Here is a 20,353-nt window from a genome sequence, read left to right on the forward strand (position 1 = left end):
AATGCCTTGTAATTAACCATAAAACTCGTAATCTTACCGTAATAATAATAACAAGGGACTACCCACGTGGCTCGAGGAATTAAATTAGCCAGTACATTCTCAGATATATCCACGCAACTGCGGCGCTTTGTGTCTAAAATTGTGTTACCTGACGATGTTGATGATATTGTTCAAGAAACCTTTGTTAAAAGTTATGAAGCAGAGCTAAAACAAGATATTCAATACACCCGCAGTTATATGTTGAAAACAGCTAAACATCTCGCCCTAAATCATATAGCAAAATGGGATAATAAATTTAGTACTCCTTTAAATCACGAAACTGAACTTCCTAAATTGCTTAAATCAATGCAATTAGAAGATGAATACACCTCCAAAGAACGTTTTTTATTATTTTGTCGTGCTACTGAACAACTAAGCCCCGTAGTAAGAAAATGTTTTATATTAAAAAAAGTATATGGGATGAGCCAAAAAGAGATCGCACAGCAAATGCAGCTAAGTCAAAGTACGGTAGAAAAGCATATTGCTAAAGGATTATTAAACACCATGCTATATATGCGCGACGAAGCGCACGATGAGAATTGCCAACAAAGTGCGAGCATAGTGAGGGCTGTAAAATGAGTAACATCCATCAATTTACATCAAAAGAGTTAATCTTAGAAAAAGCATCGCAATGGATAAGCGCGATTGATCGTGGCTTAAATATACAAGAGCAAGAGCAATTTAAACTGTGGATGCTACAAAGCACCGCTCATCAAAATGCAATATATGAATTAGCACAACTGTGGGATGACTTAAGTGTGCTTAATGAACTCAGCGTATTGTTTCCTAATAAACACTCAGCTGGTATTCAAACCAAGCCTGCTTATGTATACGGTATTGCAGCAAGTATCGTTGCAGCCTTAATGATGTGTAGCTACTTTTTGCTAAACATGCAGAGCAACTTTAACCAAGATCTCGCTAAAGTAAATTACACAAAAATTTATAAAACAAAGGTTGGCGAGCAAGCAACCTATGTTTTACCAGATGGCACCATAGTTCAACTTAATACCAATAGTTCACTAGAAGTCGCTTATAGCCAAGGACGCAGACAGTTATTACTAAGTCGTGGAGAAGGGCGTTTTAATGTAGCTAAAGATGCATCACGCCCGTTTAGTGTTATGGCTGGCGATAAAAGCTTTACCGCGCTTGGTACAGTATTCAACGTGCAGCGCAATACCTCATCTGATCTTGAATTGGTAGTTACTGAAGGTAAAGTAATGATCACCGACCCTAGTGTTGCTGTTAATGCTGACGATTTTAAAGCGTATCAACAAGCTGATAACAGCAACCAAGATATTCGCCAAATCAATGCCAACATTGTGATTTCTGGTGAAAAAGCCATTATTGAACAAAGCGTTACCAAACCAATCACACAGTTATCGGTTGATGATGTACAACGTGATTTAGCTTGGCAAAATGGCATGTTGATATTTAATGGCGAAAAGTTAGTTGATGCCTTAAACGAGGTTAGCCGTTATACCGCCACGCGGTTTGAATTATCATCTGATGAATTAGCCCGCATTAAAGTGGCAGGCGTCTTTAAAGCGGGTGATGTTGCAGGGCTTTTAGAGAGCTTACAAAATAACTTTTCAATTGAACATGAGCGTTTAGGCGAGCATGTTGTTAGTTTAAAATATCAAAAAAAATCATAGGTAATGGTAATGAAAATCACGCCATTGTTAATCAATGTTACTCATAAGGGTGTAAAAAGTAATTTAAAGATTAAAAAAATGATAAAAACCTATAGAGGATTTTTGTTTGCTAACTGTTTATATAAGTTGCGCAGTAACCATATGTGTTATTTAACCCCGTTGGGACTCGTTGCACCGCTGTTTTTTAGTATCAGTGTGCATGCGAATCAAATCCAAGGGCAAATGATGCAGTTTGATATAAAAGCGCAACGAGCAGACAAAGCCTTAATTGAATTTGCCAAGCAAACTGAACAAACAGTGGTTTTTTCGTACGAACTTGCTAAACAGTACCAGGCAAATTCGTTATATGGATTTTATTCTCAACTCGATGCGTTAAACGCATTGTTAGCTGAGACTGAGCTCGATGCGGTTGTTGATCAAAATGGTTTACTGAGTATTAAACTCAAACAAATCAATAGGAAGAATAACAACATGATGAAGCTTTCAGGAGTTAGTGCTGCCGTATTACCTGCTTTACTTGCAGTTAATTCACAAGGAATAAATGCCGCTGAACAAAGCGCAGAAAAAAACATCGAAAAAATAGCTATTGTAGGTAGCCGTGTCGCTGGGCGCTCTGTTGAAGACTTACCTGTCCCCGTTGATATTTTAAGTGCAGAAGCACTCGAAAATACCGGTCAAACTGAAGTTGGCCGTATGCTTCAAGCTATCGCACCTTCTTTTAACTTTTCAAGTTCATCTATTAGTGATGGTACTGATGCATTAAGACCTGCAACATTACGTGGCCTTGGCCCTGATCAAACATTGGTATTGATCAATGGCAAGCGTCGTCACCAAGCAAGTATTATTCATATTAATACTTCTGTTGGCCGTGGTACTGCGGGTACTGACATGAATGCGATTCCAGCCTCAGCCATAAAACGTATTGAAGTACTGCGCGATGGCGCTGCGGCTCAATATGGTTCGGATGCAATTGCCGGTGTTATTAATATCGTGCTAAAAGATGGCAGCGAAGGTGGTAAAGCGGCCGTTAACTACGGTGAGTATTCAGAAGGCGATGGCGAAACCGTTAATATCGACTTTAATAAAGGCTTTGCTTTAGGTGATAACGGTTATTTAAATACAACCATCAACTACCGTGATCGTGCGCCAACTAACCGTGCGGGCCTTCATGGCTCATGCCAGTTCTATGGCTGTACTGAACTTTCTGATGGCACCTTGCTTGCAGGTGATCCACGCGAATTAACCGCACCACGTGATACATTCAGAATTGGTGACGCTGATTCACAACAATTTGGTTTAACAGTTAACACCGGCTACGAATTAGGAGCGGGTGAACTATACGGTTTTATTACCTATTCAACTCGTGATAACGAATCAGCGGCATTTTTCCGTCATAATGCCAATGCAGGTGGTAATCCGGTACTTCAAGATGGCGATGCAACTATCCCTGCTGGCTTCTTACCTAAAATAAATACCACGATTGATGATATTTCCTATAACTTTGGTTATAAAACTGAATTTGATAACGACTCAAGCTTAGATTTATCGTACACCTATGGTGAAAACAGTATTGACTACACGACCAGCGATACTATTAACGGCTCTTACGCGAATTTTTTACGTTATGATCAAGGCCTAAGTGCAGCAGATATTCGCGCCACGATTCCACGTCAAGGTTACGCTTATGGCATGGAGCTATCACTGCAAACGATCAATCTTGATTTTACTCAAAACTTTGATGACTACTCGTTAGCAATGGGTGCTGAAATTCGTACCGATGAGTACCGAATTTTAGAGGGTAGTGAATATGCATATCGTGATTACGATACCAACAATGGTGTTAATATTTACGATGGACTAAGCGGTGGTATTGGCAGCGAAAACGCATCCGGTGGCACACAAGGCTTTGGTGGTTCATCGCCAGCATCTTCGGTTGATGAGTCGCGTGATGTGATCTCATTTTACTTAGATGCTGAAGCTTACGTTATTGAAGATGTGATTATTTCAGGGGCGTTACGTTACGACAATTACAAAGGGTTTGGCGATACAGTTAACTTTAAACTAGCCGGTAACTGGTCAGTAACTGATGATATTTCACTTCGTGGTGCGCTAAGCTCAGGCTTTAGAGCACCTTCAATGCAACAGTTGTATTTTAACAACATCAGCACACAGTTTGTTGTAGGCCCTAATGGCAATTTAGTTGCTGAAGAAGTGGGGACCTTTAGAAACGATTCAACCCTTGCCCAAAGTTTAGGTATTCCTAAGCTCACAGAAGAGAAATCTCAAAACCGCAGTTTAGGTATCGTTTATAACGTAAGTGATAATATTAATGTAACCTTAGATTACTACTCAATCGATATTGACGACCGTATTGTAATTAGTAATCGCTTAGGTAAAGGCTTATCAAGCAGTCTTGATGCTGCGCTATTAAGTTCAGGTGCGGGTGCAGGGCAGTTTTTCTTAAATGGCGCTGACACTGAGACACAAGGTATCGACTTTGTGGCTACATGGAATACAGAAGGCCTTGGCGGCACGCTTGATTTTACTTTAGCGGCTAACTTTACAGAAACCGATGTCGTGTCGTTATTTACACCAGCAGGTTCTGGTCTTGAAACAGTGCCAGTTGATGATGTGTTTTCTGATCAAGAAATTTCTATTATTGAAGAATGGCAACCAGAAGATCGAATTAACTTAAGTGCACTTTATCGTCGCGACGACTGGACCGTAAACCTATCGCTTAATCGCTTTGGTGAATACACAGTGGAAGATGGCGGCCGCCAGACTTATGGTGCTGAAATTTTAACGGATATTAAAGTAAACTACTTTGTGACTGATGACTTATCGGTAAATATTGGCGCAAATAACGTATTTGATGTTTACCCGGATGAAAACACCATAGGTAACTCACGTTCAGGCACAATCGTTGATGATCAAGGTAACACTATTGTCAGCAGTGATGGAGTATTTAAATACTCACGTCGTTCAGCGCCATTTGGCTTCAACGGTGCATACTACTACGTAGGAGCAGAGTACCGCTTTTAATAAATAACTCTCCTATTGTTATTTAACAACCAAAGGGCCGTAAGGCCCTTTTATCGTTTTTATGGTTACAGTGTTTATAGTGTCATAAAAACTTCACTGTTTTTAATTTATGAAATCTTTAATAATAACTGGACTAGACCAGATTGAGTGAAATAAATTATGAACAATTATTTGCTACTAACGCCCGGCCCATTAACGACCTCTAATACTGTTAAGCAGGCGATGCTTAAAGACTGGTGTACTTGGGATGATGATTATAATCGCGACATAGTGCAAACAATACGCAATAAATTAGTATCGCTTGCGACATCACAACCTAATTATACTAGTGTATTAATGCAAGGCAGTGGCACTGCCAGTGTAGAGTCAGCGCTTGGCAGTCTTATTCCAAAAACGGGTAAGTTACTTGTTATCAATAATGGGGCATACGGGAAGCGTATTGCTGAAATTGCCGACTATTTAGCAATTGACTGTCATGTTTTAAATTATACAGAAACGGCACTGCCAAACCTTGATGAGATTGATACTGTTTTAAAAAATAATTCAGGTATTACTCACATTGCAATGGTCCATTGTGAAACGACCACAGGTATACTCAATCCTATTGAAGAGGTTGGCTCACTAGCTAAACAGTATCAAAAGGTATTTATTGTTGATGCTATGAGCAGTTTTGGCGGTATTGAGTTCGACCTTGCACAGTGGCATATAGATGTAATGATCAGCTCTGCAAATAAATGCATTCAAGGTGTCCCTGGCTTTGGCTTTGTGGTGTGTAAGCAGAGTATTATTGAGCAAAGTGAAGGCATTGCACGCTCCTTGTCATTGGATTTATATCAGCAATGGTTATGTATGGAGCAACACCATGGTAAATGGCGTTTTACCTCGCCAACTCATGTTGTGCGTGCATTTTATCAAGCCCTGCAAGAGTTAGATGAGGAAGGAGGAATAGCAGAGCGCTTTAAGCGTTACTCGCAAAACCAAAAGACCTTGGTAGCCGGTATGAAAGCGTTAGGGTTTGTACCTTTACTGAATGAGGAAGTCCATTCCCCCATCATTACCTCATTCTTATCGCCTAGCGAAGAGCATTATGATTTTAAATCTTTTTATAGTGCGTTAAAGCAAGAAGGTTTTGTTATTTACCCTGGTAAAGTTTCTAACGCCGATTGCTTTCGCATAGGTAATATTGGTGAAGTAGATGAGGCCGATATACAGCGTTTGCTTGATGCTGTGGCAAAAAACCAATATTGGAAAGCTTAAAGCTAATTTTCACCCGTGCAAGCGGTGCTTAATTTTCGTTAAACACCGCTTTTTTATTGGCCATCAACCACCATTTCAATGGCATTATGCAACCAGTACTCAATGTTATAATCAACTAACAAACCATGCTCATCAAATCGCTTTCTAATAACGTGTAAGCAGGGTGTACCGCTATTTTTTTCAAGTAGATGACTCACTTCATCAGGTAATACCGTGACATTTATTATGCTTTGCTCTTTAACGATATTCGTTGCGTACTGTTTTGCCATAATATCGGTGATAGAGGTATCTAAGGGGTGTAAGTGAAAATCAGCAAAGCGTTTAGCATCACAATAAATATGCTCAAACATTACGGCGCGATTATCTAGACTTCGTATACGTTGAAGATGATAAAGCGTTTGGGCATCTAACGCTTGGCAAATTTCATGCTTTGCCTGCTGCTGCACACTCACGAGTATCGTTTGTGCAACAAATCCTTGTTGTTTTGCCAGTTCATAAAAATTGACTTTAGTAGCAGGGTGCCACTTTAATCTTTTTGGGGTGACAAACCATCCTTTACGTTTTTGACTGAATATTAGGCCTTCAGCTTCCAACCTCAGAAGTGCTTCGCGTACAGTAATTCGGGTAGAACTAAACTTTTGTTGTAATTCTCGCTCTGAAGGCAACTTATGACCCGCTGCAATCGCGTCGGTTTTTAGTAGTGCATGAATATAATTACGGATCTCTTGATATAAAAGCATCGTTTGATTATTTATCCTAAAAATATAATAGCTTAGCTGAGTATAATGTGACTTATATTGTTTATGGTGAGCATTATATTCAGCTAGTTTATGAATCGACTTTAGCAGCATTGCCACTTAATTTAGCCAAAAAATTATCAATACTGCGAACCGCTGCATTACTATCTTCTGCGGCCTCTTTACGTCTTATTGCATTACGTACTAAATATGCACCTGCTGTTCGGATAGGTTCAATAGGAAACTGATTTAGTGATTGATTAACTAAGCCACAGTTTTGCCACTTAGGATCATTATTGAGTACCATTGCACAGAGAATTTTTGCACCCAAATAAGATTGTACAATGCCATTGCCAGAGTAGCCACCTGCGTAAAATACATTTTTTTGATTGTTAAGCTGACCAAAGAACGGAAAGCCGGAAACACTGCGATCGGAAGCGCCCGTCCACGTTCGTTCTATGGGTAAGTGATGCCTTTCAAAGAAATAATTGAGCGATGATTTTAAAATATCATGATAGCTGCTCGGCAAATCAAACTTTGGATGTACCTTATTACAATAACTAAAAAAGTTTCCTCCTTTACCTAACATTAACCGCCCGTCACTGGTGGTCCGGTAGTAATTAACAAACAGACGAGAGTCAATAATAGCACTGCCGTGATTTAAATTTAGTTGCTCTAAAACTTCTGGGATTGGCTTAGTGATGACCATATCACTAGAAACTAATACAACAGAGCGAGAAAATACTTTATGCAAACTAGGTAGCCACGCATTAACTGCAAAAATAACTGTATTGGATAATAGGTTCCCCTGATTTGTATGTACGGTTATTTGTTGATCGCCAAAGTGTTGCATATATTCACATTGCTCTATTATTGTCACTCCAAGCTGTTGCGCGACTCGCTTTAATCCTCTGACAAGCTTCGCTGGTTGTACACTGCCACCATGGGCAGAAAAATGAGCAGTGAGGTTTTGCTTTGAACCGGTTTGTTGTAATTGTTGAGTGTCACAAGAATGCCACGAATTAACTTTAAATTTATCTAAATAATCAAGCGCGTTACTTAATCGCCCAATTTGACTCGTGTTGGAGGCTGTATAAAAGCATCCATCAATTCGACAATCACAATCAATAGAATAAGTTAGCGTAAAACGCTTAATATCATGGACGGTTTGCTCAGATTGTTGTACTAAAAAAAGGGCGTTTTCTAATCCTACTAATTTAATCAGACTGGGTAATTTAGTCGACCATGTTAACATCGCACCGCCATTACGGCCCGATGCGCCCTGACCACACAACCCTTGTTCAATAATAGTCACTTTTTTTGAGGCTGCTGTTGCTTGATTTGAATGGCGGTCCAAAGTCCTGTAAACCCCCCACCGATAATACAAATATCGGTGTGATGATTTTCAGGAAGTTGAGGAGGAAATCTATCGGCATCCTCCTCTTTTATGGCGTTATCAAACCAAAAAGGTTGATAATTCATTAAGGACGCTCTCCTCGAGCGAGTCTCGCTTCAATTTGCATTAAAACAGGTTCGATATCAGCTAAAGAGTCAATCACGAAATGAGCGCCTGCTTGATATAAATGCTGGTATGCTTGATGGGTTAAAACGGCTTGTTCATCGTTTGAGCACGCTGCCCATTCTTGTTCGGTTAAACCAACTGCATTACCACTTAGGGCAACACCAACAGTCCACATTCCTGCATTTAACCCTTCAGCGATGCCAGGTGCTGAATCGTCAACTTTTACACAGTTAGCAACACCTTTAATGCCTAATGCATTCACGTTTTCAAGCGCCATCCATGGCCCTGGGCGAGAGCCAGCCGTTAGTTCATCACTACCAACGCTATGATCGGGTTTGTAACCATATTCAGCGGCTGCCACTTCAAGCACGTCCATCACTTGGCGAGGATAGCCTGAACAGCTGCCAATTTTAATACCTTGCTCTTTTAAACGCGCTATTACGGGTAATACGCCAGCAATAGGCATAGCACGATCTGCGACTTTAGCTTTTTGTAATGGCATAAAGGTATTGTAAATATGATCTATTTGCTCATTAGTCATTGAGCAGCCAAATTGTGCCTGCCAACGAGATTCAATTTCCGGTAATTTACCTAGGGTTGCAATATGGTCCCATTTTCCCATGCCCATCGGAATACGCGCTTGCGCCAGCGTAATATCAAAATCAAACGCGGCTTTAAATGCCTCCACAAAAATAGTGGTTGGCGCTACAGAGCCATGGTCTACAACTGTGCCGGCCCAGTCTAAAATGAGTGCTTCTAAATGTTTCATATTTCTTCTCTTATATATGTAGGTGTAGATACAGGGTGTAACCTGCGAACTTGTTTGAAAGGGGATAAGCGCATTACAAAGTAGCTTAGTGAGCACAACACCAAGAATGCAGCGATACAGCCGACCCAGTAACAGGCGTTTATAAAAAAGTTAAGCCAACTAATCTCAGGCATCACAAAGGTGCGATAGAGTAAGATACTCACCGAGCCCAAATAGCCAGCAGAGTCTGCTAAGTAAATTAAAAACCCGGCATTGGCGGTTGAGCCAACAGCAGAAATCATACGGTCAAATAAGAAGCAATTGTAAGGGATGTAACTAATATAAAGGCCAGCTCCAAGCAGCACCATCCATGCCTTAGCGTTTAGTAATTGGCTTTCAAACGCAACAGTACTGCCTACGAACAAGCAGGCACCAAACAAAATGAATCCGTGGTTTACATAAAAAGCGGTTTTATTATTTTTTACTAACACCATTGCACCAAGTGCAATCAAGACTATGAATGCCATACGTATACCTGCATAGGCGAATATAGCTGGCTCTTGGCCATATCCCAGTGCTTGCCAAATTTCTGCGGCAAAGTTATCGCGAAAGTCACGAAAGCCAGTAAATAATAAGAAACTCAGAATTAAACAGCTAATACCAAACCAGTATTGTTTGAAAAACTGCCAACGGGCTCTACTATTCATAGGTAAGCGTTGTTGACGCGCCTGCTGATCCTCTGGTGTTGGATTGGGTAACAAGGTTAAACACTTAACACTAAGTAACAACAAGGGTAAAAATAACGCTCCGGTTGCGGCAGGCATCCACAGCTCCGGAATATTGAGATTGTCTATCAGCCATTTACCGACACTGCGCACTAAACCTGACGCTAAGATAAAGGTGACACTGAGAATGGCACCGAGTATCTCAGAAGTTCGTCTGCCTTCTAAGAAACTAAATACAATACCCCAAATCATTCCCAACGATAAACCATTAAAAAATAGCCATACTACGTTGACTCCAACAGGGGTAACGGCAAATAAAATTAGCGATAATTCAGCTGCTGTAATCATGCCAATGATGGCAAGACCCCGTTGTTGGTGCCGCATTTCTGCAATGACCTTAACACCAATAAATTTGGCGCATAAGTAGCCAAATACTTGTGCCAGAATGAGTGCTATTTTAAAGCTAATTTGCCAACTTGGATCGTCAAACTCTGTATAGCTGTTAGCTGTAAAGGGTTTACGAAATGCATACATACAAAAGTAAGTCATAAATGCAGCGCTTGCTGCAAATAGAACAAACCCAACACCGTGTGCACGATGTAGCCACTTTGGTTGCGTAAACATAGGGTTATCCTTCGCGAGGCTTTCGCCCCGCGTAATACAATAGATTAAAATTGATAATTAATACCGACCATGCCGCGAACACCATAATACTCAACTTGCAACGGGCGATTTTCATCCCCCAAATAGTATTTAAGCGGTTCGTTGGTTAAGTTATTTAATTCAAGATAAACTAATGCATTTTCGTTAAGCTGGTATGACGTAGTAAAATCAACGCTAACATTTTCGCCATAATAGCTATCCGATTGCCGATCACTGCCATGCTCTTCGATGTACTCGCCTTTATAATTTAGGGCAACCCGCGCGGCAAAGAAGCTGTCATCGTAATATAAGGTAAAGTTATAGAGGTTATCGGCTTGACGTGGAATCGCTACTTTATCGCCACGATCTGGAATATTCATTTGTGAGTCCATAAAGGTCGCATTCACCATTACTCCAAAGCTATCTAGGGTCGGATTGATGAAGCCCAAATCGCGATTAAAGGCCATCTCAATACCTGCAAGCCATGCGCTGTCGCCATTTTCTGGGCGTACAATATTTACACCACTGTTATCATTAAACTGACCAATTGAGCTACTTTGAAAAATTGGGTCGCTAATGTCCTTGTAAAACAGGCCTGCAGAGACTAAACCAACACGTTCAAAGAAATGCTCAACCATCAAATCAACATTATTTGAGTAGGTGGGCTCGAGTTCGGGGTTACCGGTAATAAGTTCGTTATCAGCTTCTAAGTAGGTTGCGCCTGGTGTTAAAGAGCCAAAGTCAGGACGTGAGAACGAGCGGGTTAATGCTAAGCGGTAATTGGTTTGCTCGCCGCTGTGATAAGTAACATGTAATGCAGGTAACACCGATATGTAATCATTTTTAGCATGACTTGGTGTAACTCTATCTTCATCAGCCAGGTATGTATAACCATTCACTTCAGTATCGGTTTGAGTTAGACGCAAACCACCTAGTATTTCCCAGTCGTTATTAATTGTATAGGTTGCCATACCATATAGTGAGGTATGCTGTTCGTTAACATCAAAGTTACGTCCTAACGCACCGCCATTTTCAATTAAGGCAGATTCACTTTTATCAAGTACAAATTTTTCTTTATTGGTATTCCAAAACTGCGCTAGATCGCCGGTATCAACAACTTGCGAAAATTGCTGTTGGTAATCAATAGCTAATTCATTTAAAAAATCATTGCGGCCTGGCTGATCTGCCAAAGTAAAGTCACTTAAGCTTGGCGCAGCGCCATAGTTTGCTTCATCCCACGCGTAAAATTCATCGCTAAAGCGCGCGACACGTTCTTTATCACGGTATTTGGCACCTATTTTTACAGTTAAGTTTGCATCGACTTGCCATTCGAAATCGGCACTCGCGACAATTTTATCTTTTTCATTAACGAATATTTTATATAACTCTACCCATGAAAGATTAGTATTAGCAGGATCGAACGAAAAATCACTAGGTAAATGGTTACTGATTGCATTCCATGGATCGTTGCCACCATCAATCGTATTATAAGCGTAATTTTTGCCTGTGCCCCTATCTTCTAGTCCTTGAAAGCCAACCTGTTTTTGGTCAAATCTGACGACAAAATAACTGTTGTCTCCGCCATTTGGGGTATTGCCATAACGAAATTCATTTTCGTAACTTGATAACTTCCAACTCAGGGTTTTGTCATAACCAAAATAATGCTCAGCCTCCAGCTCAAGCCCAGTCATTTCGGTAATTAATTCATTGCGGATATGTTGTACTTCAGCGCGATTCTTATCAAAGCGCATACGGTGCTTATAATGTGTTTCGTCATCAATTAAAGTCCCATACATGGCTGTGGCGCTAATTGTGCCTTGTTCAAGTTGATACTCAACGGAACCATTAAGCCCATAAGTTTCGCGCGTGCCGATATAATCTCGTAACTCTAAGCGATAAATGCCTAAACCATCATTGCCACGGCGCGGCTCATAGTTATCAGTGGCCCAGTCGCGTTGCCACGCAGTCGCATTGATCAAAAAACCTAACTTGTCGTCTAGTAAGCGGTCGCCGTAAAGTAAGTTTGCTGAATAATTAGTGCCATCGGCAAGCTCATTTTGACCAATTGCAAAATTAGTATTAAACACAAAGTCATCGGGCGCTTTTTTAGTGATAAAATTAACATTACCACCAATGGCGTCACCTTCAAGGTCAGGGGTTAGCGCTTTAGACACTTCGACAAATTCAATTAATTCACTAGGAAAAAAGTCAAAAGCTGTTGCTCGACTGGTGGTTTCTTCTTCTGCCGTTGGTAAACGATCGCCGTTGATACTCGCAGAGCTCCACTGTGCCGGTAGACCGCGCACAGCAACAAAACGACCTTCACCTTGGTCACGTTCAATCGATACTCCAGGTATACGCTGTACAGCTTCAGCTGCATTTCTATCAGGTAGTTTTCCAATACCGTCAGCAGAAATAACATTTTTAATACTTTTGGCATTTTTTTGGTTATTGGCTGCCGCCATTTCACCGCGCTGAATTTGGCCGACAGCAATTATTTCTTCAATGGCGTTATTATTATTTGCAGCAAAAAGAGTGATTGGTTTTAGCTTTTTTATTTCGCCTTCATCAACAGTAATATCAACAAAATAAGGCTGATAGCCTAAATAAGTCACTTTGAGTTGGTGTTTACCAGGATTTAACTGCGGTAACTCAAATTGTCCCTGATAGTTTGTTACGGTACTTTTACCAGTACCAACTACTGTGATTAATGCGCCAGAGAGCAGTGATTTACTATCTTCTACAGTGCCTAAAAATGTAGCGTTACCGGCCACGGCATCTTGGGCAATAAATAACGGGCTAGTACACAGTAATATAGCAGTGGCTATTGCATGTCGTTTCATCATTAGTTTTACCTTAAGTTTATTTTGGTCTAGACCAGATGTTTTAACTAATAATAGTGATGAATTTTTACAAACATGTGACGAAACTAATTTTTTTGACAGGGGGGAGTTTTTTTAAGGTAACAAAAAGCCCAGCACTAAGGCTGGGCGGTTATTCTTTGTATTAAACTTAATGTTTTTGCATTTTACTCATTTCAGCATGGCAGCTCTGCATAGTAAGTAATACCTTTGATAACGCTGCTTCACAATCATGGGACTGAGGTTTTTTCAACGCTACTTTAATTTCTTCTAAGGTTTTATCTTCTACTTCTTCAAGCTCTTTAACGTAGGTTTGATCGTTATCGTTAGTAAATTTACTAATCAAAGTAGTAAATGCTCGGCGCGCTTCTACAACAAACGATGAACCATTTTCACGCTCACCTTGTTGATTAATTGCGTAAGGTTGTAAACTCTCCACACTGACTTTACGAGCGTCAATCATACGTTGAAATAGGGCACCTATTGCGGGGTCTTGTACTTTATCTTGTGCTGTTTGGTAAAAGTCGATGCCGCTATTCATTACTTGGATAATGTCGGTAATATGATTTATTTCTTGTCCTTGATGGGTGCTCATAATAATGACCTCTGTTAATTTAAAATACAGTCATTACTAAGCAAGCGCTATTCCAAGTAGGTTTTATTTTTTAAGCTTTTGTATTTTATGGTTTTTAATTTTTTAATAGTTTGGTAGGCCTGCTAACTAAGCGTTAGCAAGCAAATTTTACATAAAGGTATGTAAGAAGGTTATTTTAGCTCATCCGCTACTTCAGCTACTTTTTGGCGTAACCAAATATGACTAGCATCTCTGTGTAATAAAGGGCTCCATATCATATCAAGTTCAAATGGTGGGATAGGAAAGGGGGCTCAAGTATTTTAAGCCCAGGATCGTCTAAATAAATATTGGCTGCTTTTGAGGGCAAAGTCGCAACTAAATTTTTCTCTTTGGCTAAGTGAACAGCTACATGGTAGTTACGAGTAAAGGTGGCAATATTTCGGTGTTTACCAAAATGCGCCAGTGCTTCATCAACCCAGCCCAGCTTTTGCACATCTTTAGGGTCCATCCCCACACCAACACCAAAGCCTGTTTTACTTACCCAAATATGGCGAGCTTTTAAATAGCTGTCTAGGCTAAAGTTTTCAATAATGGGGTTATCTGATTTTACTAAACAACAAAAGCTGTCTTTCCAAATACGTTTATGGTGAAACGATTGTGGTAAATTTTCAAAGCGGTTAATCGCCATATCAACTTTACCGTTTTCAACATCGTGAAAGGTAACATCACTAGGCGTTAAAATATCTAAGGTGGTGTCGGGCGCTTCTTCGTGTAGTTTCCCTAATAAACGCGGTGCCATGGTACTGGCCGCGTAATCACTGGCCATGATCCTAAACACTCGCTTGCTTTGTTTAGCCTCAAACTCACGGTTAGGTGCCAGCGTTTCTTCAAGGGTCATCAAAATTCCACGAATCACAGGCTGTAACTCAATAGCACGCTCAGTCGGTACCATACCATCACTGGTGCGCACTAAAATAGGATCGTTAAAAAGGTTACGTAGGCGTTTAAGTCCGTTACTCATTGCCGGTTGAGTAATACTAAGCTGGTTTGCAGCACGAGTAACATTACATTCACGCAGTAATGTATCGAGGTAAACCAGTAAATTTAAATCTATTTTACTTATATTCATTGTGTGTCCTTAACGTTTACCAATAATGGATAAAACGCTGTGCTGTAGGATAGGGATAAATGTGACTCACCTTTCCATTTTTTATATTTTGTTGTGCTTGTTTCCAAAAGTTCACATCAAGTAATTCAGGGTGCGTGCTAGTTAAAAATTGTTTATATGTTGGATTGGGCATAACAAAGGTACATAGCTGCTCTGGAAATACATCTTGGGGAGCAACCGAGTAACTTTGTTCATCCATTAAATAATCGTCATAACTTTTTGCTTTAGGTAGCGCTCTAAAGTTCATGTCTGTTAAATATTGCACTTCGTCGTAATCGTAAAAAATAATCCGTTTGTGCTTACTTACACCAAAGTTTTTTAACAGCATATCGCCGGGAAAAATATTCACGGCAATCATTTCTTTAAGCGCCTGGCCGTACTCTTCAATAGCATCGGCGGCACTTTTTTCATCTGCATTTTCTAAAAACAGATTCAGCGGTGTCATCCGTCTTTCAATATATAAATGTTTTATTATTAACCAGTCACCTTCAATGACCATTGATGATCCAATGGTTTTATGCAACTGCGCTAACAAGTTACTATCAAAACGCGCTAAAGGAAATACGACGTTTGAATACTCTATGGTGTCGGCCATTCGCCCTACACGGTCGTGGCTTTTAACCAGTTGATAGCGTTTTAATACCGTATCACGACCAAATGGTTTACTTTCGCCAAATTTATCTTTAATAACTTTAAATACATAACCAAACGAGGGGAGGGTAAATACCATCATCACCATGCCGGGTGTGCCAGGTGCAATGGTAAATTGGTCATTAGAATGAGTTAAATGATTCAAAAACTCACGGTAAAACTCAGTTTTCCCTTGTTTATGAAAACCAATGGCGTTGTAAAGCTCGGCTAAGGTTTTATTCGGCATGAGTTGGTTTAAAAACCGCACTAACGCTGAGGGGGCGTGAGTTTCTACCATAAAGTAAGCTCGTGCAAAGCCAAAAATAACCCGCATTTGCGATGACTTAGTCAGTAGGGCATCAAGATATAACCCCTTATCTTCGTGGTGAAGTACCGCAATGATAAAAGGTTGAACGCCGCTTTGCGATACGACACGCCCTACAATATATGCGGCTTTATTGCGGTAAAACGGCGTGTGTAATATATCAAAACGCATTTGCCAATGCTGGTGGTGAGTATCGGGAGCTTGCTTATAAAACGCTTTTACTAATAAACGAATATCACGCTCAAGGTTGACAAAATCGGCTTTAAAATCAAAGTGGTTAATAATACGTTTAATTGTTGGTTTTAAACCATCCACGACGGGGAAGTAACTTCTATATTCAGCCTCTACTGGCACTGAGGGCGCATCTTTGAGTGTCGCTTCAACAAAAATAAAGTCGTTATGAAAATAGCGGCGGTGGTACAAGCGGCAAAATACAGAGTTATAAAATGTTTCGGCAAGCTCAGCCTGCGGGTGAAAACATAAAAAATGCTGGTAAATTTTCTTTACTTCAAGCCATAAACTTTCGTTTAGCTGGTCTGTTTGTTGGCGTTCACGTAAGGTTTTTGTGGTTTCGTTAACCCGATCATCGTAATAACTAATACGTAGGCGGCTAATATCATTAATTGCTTGCCAATCTCTTTTAGCAAACGCATGAGGCGCTTTTGCTGTTGTTCTTTGAAACAGCAGGTAATGTTTTTTAAATCCGGTTAATATTAACTCAGCAATTTGGCGTGGTTGCATCAGTACTCCTTAATTGACGCCTTTGGGTGTTTAGTAAAGTGCCGGTGGATACCATTTAATTTGTAAAAGCGGGTCAAAGGAAATTGCACCACTAAACACGCATTAGAGTTTGTACTCTATAGTTGTTAAGGGTATGTTATTTTATGTTTAAAACCAAGCAAATTAAGATGATATTTATTTAAGTTAGTTGGAGTCTGTTTGGTAGGCATCAATCTTTTTTTGTAATTTCTTAATTCGTTTTTCAATTAATTTTTTATCTTTTTTATATTGCTTATCTAAACTTTTTTGCGTTTTTTTAATATCTTTTCTAATTCGTTTTTTATCATCGGCACTTAATATATGATTCAAGCGTTGTTGTTGTTTAAAATCAGCTCTGTCTTTTTCTCGTGAAAGTATAGCGAGTTTATGCTGGTTACTGCGCAGCTCCGCCTCTAAGTTAGTAATTATGGTGTCGCGCTCAAGCTCGTTTAACTGCTTAGTGTAGTTTATTTCTTCACCTGTTTGTTTTGGCTCCGTGGCAGTTATTTTATGCATGGTTGCATTGTTACTACAGGGCAATTGTGAAAAGGTAGTTCCTTTTGGGGTTACGCATTTGTAATAGGTAGTTTGGGCTAGTGCAAGAGAGCTAAAGCATAAAAGGCAGGCAGTAATGATCAGATTAATAACGTTGAACATAATGATTATCCTTTGCGCATTCTGATCGAGTTAAAATGTTTTAATCCTAAAAACTATAACTTAGCTGAGGGGGATAGCAAGTGCAAAGGAGCAATAACAGAAACCAAGCGAGTCAGTTTTAATGGCTCGCTCATATTATGAGGTGCTATTGAGAAAACGTTTTAAGCTTTTTAATACTGTGTACTAAAAACGGAATATCAAGTCCTTGCTCAATAGAAAACCCTTCAGCCGCGGAAATGTTTCTAAAGTTTCCATCACGATCAATCAGCGTAATTCTATCTTTTTTATAAGCAATTACGACACCTTGTGAGTAATTAACGCCAATATTATTGCTTTTGCTGTATAAGTTTTCGCCTAGCATAGTTTGCTTAGCAAGCGCATTACAGTTTAAGTATTGGCCAAGGCTAGTAGCAATAATATCACTAGGCTGAATTAAGCCATTCACTTTAGAAATAAACTTATCTGAGCTATATAGCGTTGACGTGGTCACTATTTCATTGCTGTTTTGAGACACACTAAATGCAAAAAACTCAGTAGCATCATCACGAACCGTTGCATTTTCAGTCGCTTTAATCACCCTGATTGCACTGTCTTTATGTGCTTGCTCGTTAATAAAGCTCAGCTCATCAATACCAAATACTTTTACACTTCGACGTTGGCTTTGCCAAACGGGTAAGGTTTGTTGCTCAATAATGTCGGTTTTATAAAATGCAGGCAGGCCATACACCAAACCAAATAGCATGTCGCTCTGATCGGTGGGTTGTAAAAATTGTTGGTTTTTATAAATGCCTTTTTTGCTAGCAACAAATTTTGTTAACTGCTCGTCATTATCAAAAACTAAAATATCAACTTTAGCCGCATTGTGATCTTCACATTTTGCTAATGGGGTAGGTACTTGGTAATTAATACCTTGGTTATTAATTTTAACATTATGTGCTTGTTCGTAGCTTTCAACATCCAATAAGTCGTTTTTAGCGAGTAAACTTTTGGCTGTAGTAGGGTACGAAAGTGGCAGTACGTTGTCTTGCTTGGTGATATCAAACTTTAAATTTGCATCAGCCCAAATATGAATACTGTGGCTTAATGCAAAACAAATCACTAAAAAAGAACCGGCATAACGCGCAAATTTAAATTGCTTTAAGCGTGCTAGATGGTGCCAGGTAAAGTTACTAACTGTAAGCTGAAAGCCTAAAATAAGTAATACAATACTTCCTGCTAGCAAGGTAGTGAGCGCCGGTGAATTTGTTAAGCGGTGCCACAATAACGAAATAATTTCTGGCAGTGCTGAGGCATTTAAGTGATAGCCTAAGTTAAAATACACATAAGCGTCTAAAGTCAGTATTGAAGCACCTATTGTTGCTATAACTGCCGCCATGCCGCGAATATGCTGCGGATAGGGGAACACTAAACTTAAAGGAAAGACCGTCAGCACAAACGCTAAAAAGGCAATAAAGCTGGTGTGGCTTAGCCACGTAACCACCATATAAGCGATACCTATAAAAGTGGTGGGTGGCGAGTCGGCAAATAAATAGCTTAAGCTAATTAAAAGCGCCAAACCAATATTGGCAAATGTAAACCAATGGCCCCAACTTAATAATTGACTTGCTTTCGATGAAAACTGGTTATGCTGCGATAAATTCATAGAGTTTATTTAACCGACTGAGCGAGTGCTTTTGCAAAGTTCTCAGTAACAGCTTGTCTTTTCCCTGTTGGTACATGCTCTTTTAAGATATGCGTGATAGAATTTCCTAAACACATAAGACTTAAATCAACCGGCGCATTGTGTTTTGATAAAACATCAATAAGCTGATCGACGATTTGTTCTACTTCTTCATTAGAGTATTTTGATAAGATTGGCATCAGTTGGTTCAATAAAAATAGTTATATTCCCGTATTTTAACACCAGAGGCGTGAAAAACAAAGATGGCAATAGATGTTAAAAAATTAGTCGTGCACTATGTAGACAAAAAAGATGACGACACCCAAATTCACCTTCGCAACGACGAAATGATGATCAACGACAAAGTTGCTGTATTCATTGAGCAATTACACCACGCCTACAACGGCAAGCCGGGCAAAGGTTTTTGTGCTTTTAGTGGTGAAAAAAACAGTATTGTTGCCTCTACTATGCAAAGCTATCGTAATAATGAGCTTGGCTTTTGGCATATGACCGAGCAGGCATCAACGGTATTAAAAGAAGAGTTAGATAAATACGCCTTTAATGAAACTGGCTACTTAGTATTTTGTCATTATCAGTACGTGGCTACTGATTATATGTTGATTGCCATGATCAACATTAAAGAGCACTACTCCATGACTTCAGAGCTTGATTTAGCCGCATCGCGCCATTTAGATATTTCGCGTATGCAATTGGCTGCTCGCATCGATTTAACAGCATGGGATACCCAAGCAGACGACAATCGTTATATTTCGTTTATTAAAGGTCGTGCAGGGCGAAAAGTGGCTGACTTCTTTTTAGATTTCTTAGGTTGTGAAGAGGGCATTGATCCTAAGCAACAAAGCCAAGTAATGTTAAGCGCGGTAGAAGACTACTTATCAGAGCAAGAATTTGATAAGTCTGAAAAAGACGATTTACGTAAGCAAGTATTTGATTATTGTAACGACTGTGTCACTACTGGCGAAGAAGCCAATGTAAGTGAGCTTTCAGCAACGCTGACCAAAGGCGACGACAACCCGTTTGAGAGCTTTTGTAAAGAGCAAAGCTATGACCTAGAAGAGTCATTTCCAGTCGATAAGAAAACAGTAACAAGTATGGTTAAGTTTTCAGGCTTAGGTGGCGGTGTGAGTATTAGCTTTGAGCGCAAACATTTAGGTGAACGTGTAACATACAACGAAGCAACAGATACACTGGTCATAAAAGGCATACCACCAAACCTAAAAGATCAGTTACAGCGCTTTATGGAGCAAGAGCAGGATTAAACTCACAGCGGGCTACGGGTTTCGGGATTCAAGCCCGTAACCCTAACCCCATAGCCAGTTAACTTTCGATTGTAA

At 39.9% G+C, this 20,353-nt stretch carries 16 protein-coding genes and 1 pseudogene; 5 read left to right on the plus strand and 12 right to left on the minus strand.

Features of this window, described 5'->3' with window-relative positions; translation table 11 throughout:
• The first annotated feature begins 66 nt into the window (after nucleotides 1-66).
• The 4 genes from AC0L7Q_RS05795 to phnW all read left to right on the plus strand — a co-directional run bounded on the left by AC0L7Q_RS05795 (nucleotide 67) and on the right by phnW (nucleotide 5,990).
• Nucleotides 67-618 (plus strand): RNA polymerase sigma factor, encoded by a 552-nt coding sequence (locus AC0L7Q_RS05795; protein ID WP_178955731.1) that lies wholly within the window; start codon nucleotides 67-69, stop codon nucleotides 616-618.
• Nucleotides 615-1,691, plus strand: coding sequence for a FecR family protein (locus AC0L7Q_RS05800; protein WP_413401713.1), 1,077 nt, complete (start codon nucleotides 615-617; stop codon nucleotides 1,689-1,691). The genes AC0L7Q_RS05795 and AC0L7Q_RS05800 overlap by 4 nt, the downstream gene beginning before the upstream one ends.
• A gap of 9 nt (nucleotides 1,692-1,700) precedes the next feature.
• Complete coding sequence (locus AC0L7Q_RS05805) at nucleotides 1,701-4,733, plus strand: TonB-dependent receptor plug domain-containing protein (protein ID WP_413401715.1); 3,033 nt, start codon at nucleotides 1,701-1,703, stop codon at nucleotides 4,731-4,733.
• Between the two features lie 159 nt (nucleotides 4,734-4,892).
• A complete protein-coding gene (phnW, locus tag AC0L7Q_RS05810) occupies nucleotides 4,893-5,990 on the plus strand; it encodes a 2-aminoethylphosphonate--pyruvate transaminase (RefSeq protein WP_409425176.1) in 1,098 nt (365 codons plus the stop codon).
• Nucleotides 5,991-6,043: 53 nt separating this feature from the next.
• Here phnW and AC0L7Q_RS05815 read toward each other — a convergent pair whose 3' ends face one another.
• The 12 genes and pseudogenes from AC0L7Q_RS05815 to AC0L7Q_RS05870 form a co-directional block, all read right to left on the minus strand.
• Nucleotides 6,044-6,730, minus strand: a complete 687-nt coding sequence (locus AC0L7Q_RS05815) for a GntR family transcriptional regulator (RefSeq protein ID WP_409425177.1) — start codon at nucleotides 6,728-6,730, stop codon at nucleotides 6,044-6,046.
• Nucleotides 6,731-6,818: 88 nt separating this feature from the next.
• The gene (locus tag AC0L7Q_RS05820) at nucleotides 6,819-8,084 is read right to left on the minus strand and encodes an NAD(P)/FAD-dependent oxidoreductase (RefSeq protein WP_418157340.1); all 1,266 of its coding nucleotides are present in this window, start codon (nucleotides 8,082-8,084) and stop codon (nucleotides 6,819-6,821) included.
• Entirely contained in the window at nucleotides 8,039-8,209 is a 171-nt protein-coding gene (locus tag AC0L7Q_RS05825; protein WP_409425179.1) for a hypothetical protein, read from the minus strand. The genes AC0L7Q_RS05820 and AC0L7Q_RS05825 overlap by 46 nt, the downstream gene beginning before the upstream one ends.
• Entirely contained in the window at nucleotides 8,209-9,018 is an 810-nt protein-coding gene (phnX, locus tag AC0L7Q_RS05830; RefSeq protein ID WP_409425180.1) for a phosphonoacetaldehyde hydrolase, read from the minus strand. Before phnX ends, AC0L7Q_RS05825 begins: the two co-directional genes overlap by 1 nt.
• Nucleotides 9,015-10,346, minus strand: coding sequence for a DUF5690 family protein (locus AC0L7Q_RS05835; RefSeq protein ID WP_409425181.1), 1,332 nt, complete (start codon nucleotides 10,344-10,346; stop codon nucleotides 9,015-9,017). The genes phnX and AC0L7Q_RS05835 overlap by 4 nt, the downstream gene beginning before the upstream one ends.
• A 44-nt stretch (nucleotides 10,347-10,390) precedes the next feature.
• Complete coding sequence (locus AC0L7Q_RS05840; RefSeq protein ID WP_409425182.1) at nucleotides 10,391-13,210, minus strand: TonB-dependent receptor; 2,820 nt, start codon at nucleotides 13,208-13,210, stop codon at nucleotides 10,391-10,393.
• Nucleotides 13,211-13,376: 166 nt separating this feature from the next.
• A complete protein-coding gene (locus AC0L7Q_RS05845) occupies nucleotides 13,377-13,820 on the minus strand; it encodes a ferritin-like domain-containing protein (RefSeq protein WP_413401720.1) in 444 nt (147 codons plus the stop codon).
• 170 nt (nucleotides 13,821-13,990) lie between these two features.
• Nucleotides 13,991-14,928 (minus strand): annotated as a pseudogene (locus AC0L7Q_RS05850) (LysR family transcriptional regulator).
• A gap of 16 nt (nucleotides 14,929-14,944) precedes the next feature.
• Nucleotides 14,945-16,663, minus strand: a complete 1,719-nt coding sequence (aceK, locus tag AC0L7Q_RS05855; protein WP_413401722.1) for a bifunctional isocitrate dehydrogenase kinase/phosphatase — start codon at nucleotides 16,661-16,663, stop codon at nucleotides 14,945-14,947.
• 183 nt (nucleotides 16,664-16,846) lie between these two features.
• On the minus strand, nucleotides 16,847-17,338 hold the full coding sequence (locus tag AC0L7Q_RS05860; protein ID WP_138607000.1) for a DUF4124 domain-containing protein: 492 nt from the start codon (nucleotides 17,336-17,338) through the stop codon (nucleotides 16,847-16,849).
• Between the two features lie 145 nt (nucleotides 17,339-17,483).
• A complete protein-coding gene (locus AC0L7Q_RS05865; RefSeq protein WP_413401724.1) occupies nucleotides 17,484-18,980 on the minus strand; it encodes a DUF3413 domain-containing protein in 1,497 nt (498 codons plus the stop codon).
• Between the two features lie 5 nt (nucleotides 18,981-18,985).
• Nucleotides 18,986-19,198 carry a YejL family protein gene (locus AC0L7Q_RS05870; RefSeq protein ID WP_008109847.1) on the minus strand — a complete coding sequence of 71 codons (213 nt, stop codon included), beginning with the start codon at nucleotides 19,196-19,198 and terminating at the stop codon, nucleotides 18,986-18,988.
• Nucleotides 19,199-19,261: 63 nt separating this feature from the next.
• Between AC0L7Q_RS05870 and yejK the strand changes: the two genes are divergently transcribed.
• Nucleotides 19,262-20,278, plus strand: a complete 1,017-nt coding sequence (gene yejK, locus AC0L7Q_RS05875; protein ID WP_109874826.1) for a nucleoid-associated protein YejK — start codon at nucleotides 19,262-19,264, stop codon at nucleotides 20,276-20,278.
• The last annotated feature ends 75 nt before the right edge of the window (nucleotides 20,279-20,353 follow it).

The sequence above is a fragment of the Pseudoalteromonas sp. KJ63-1 genome (genome assembly GCF_055808145.1).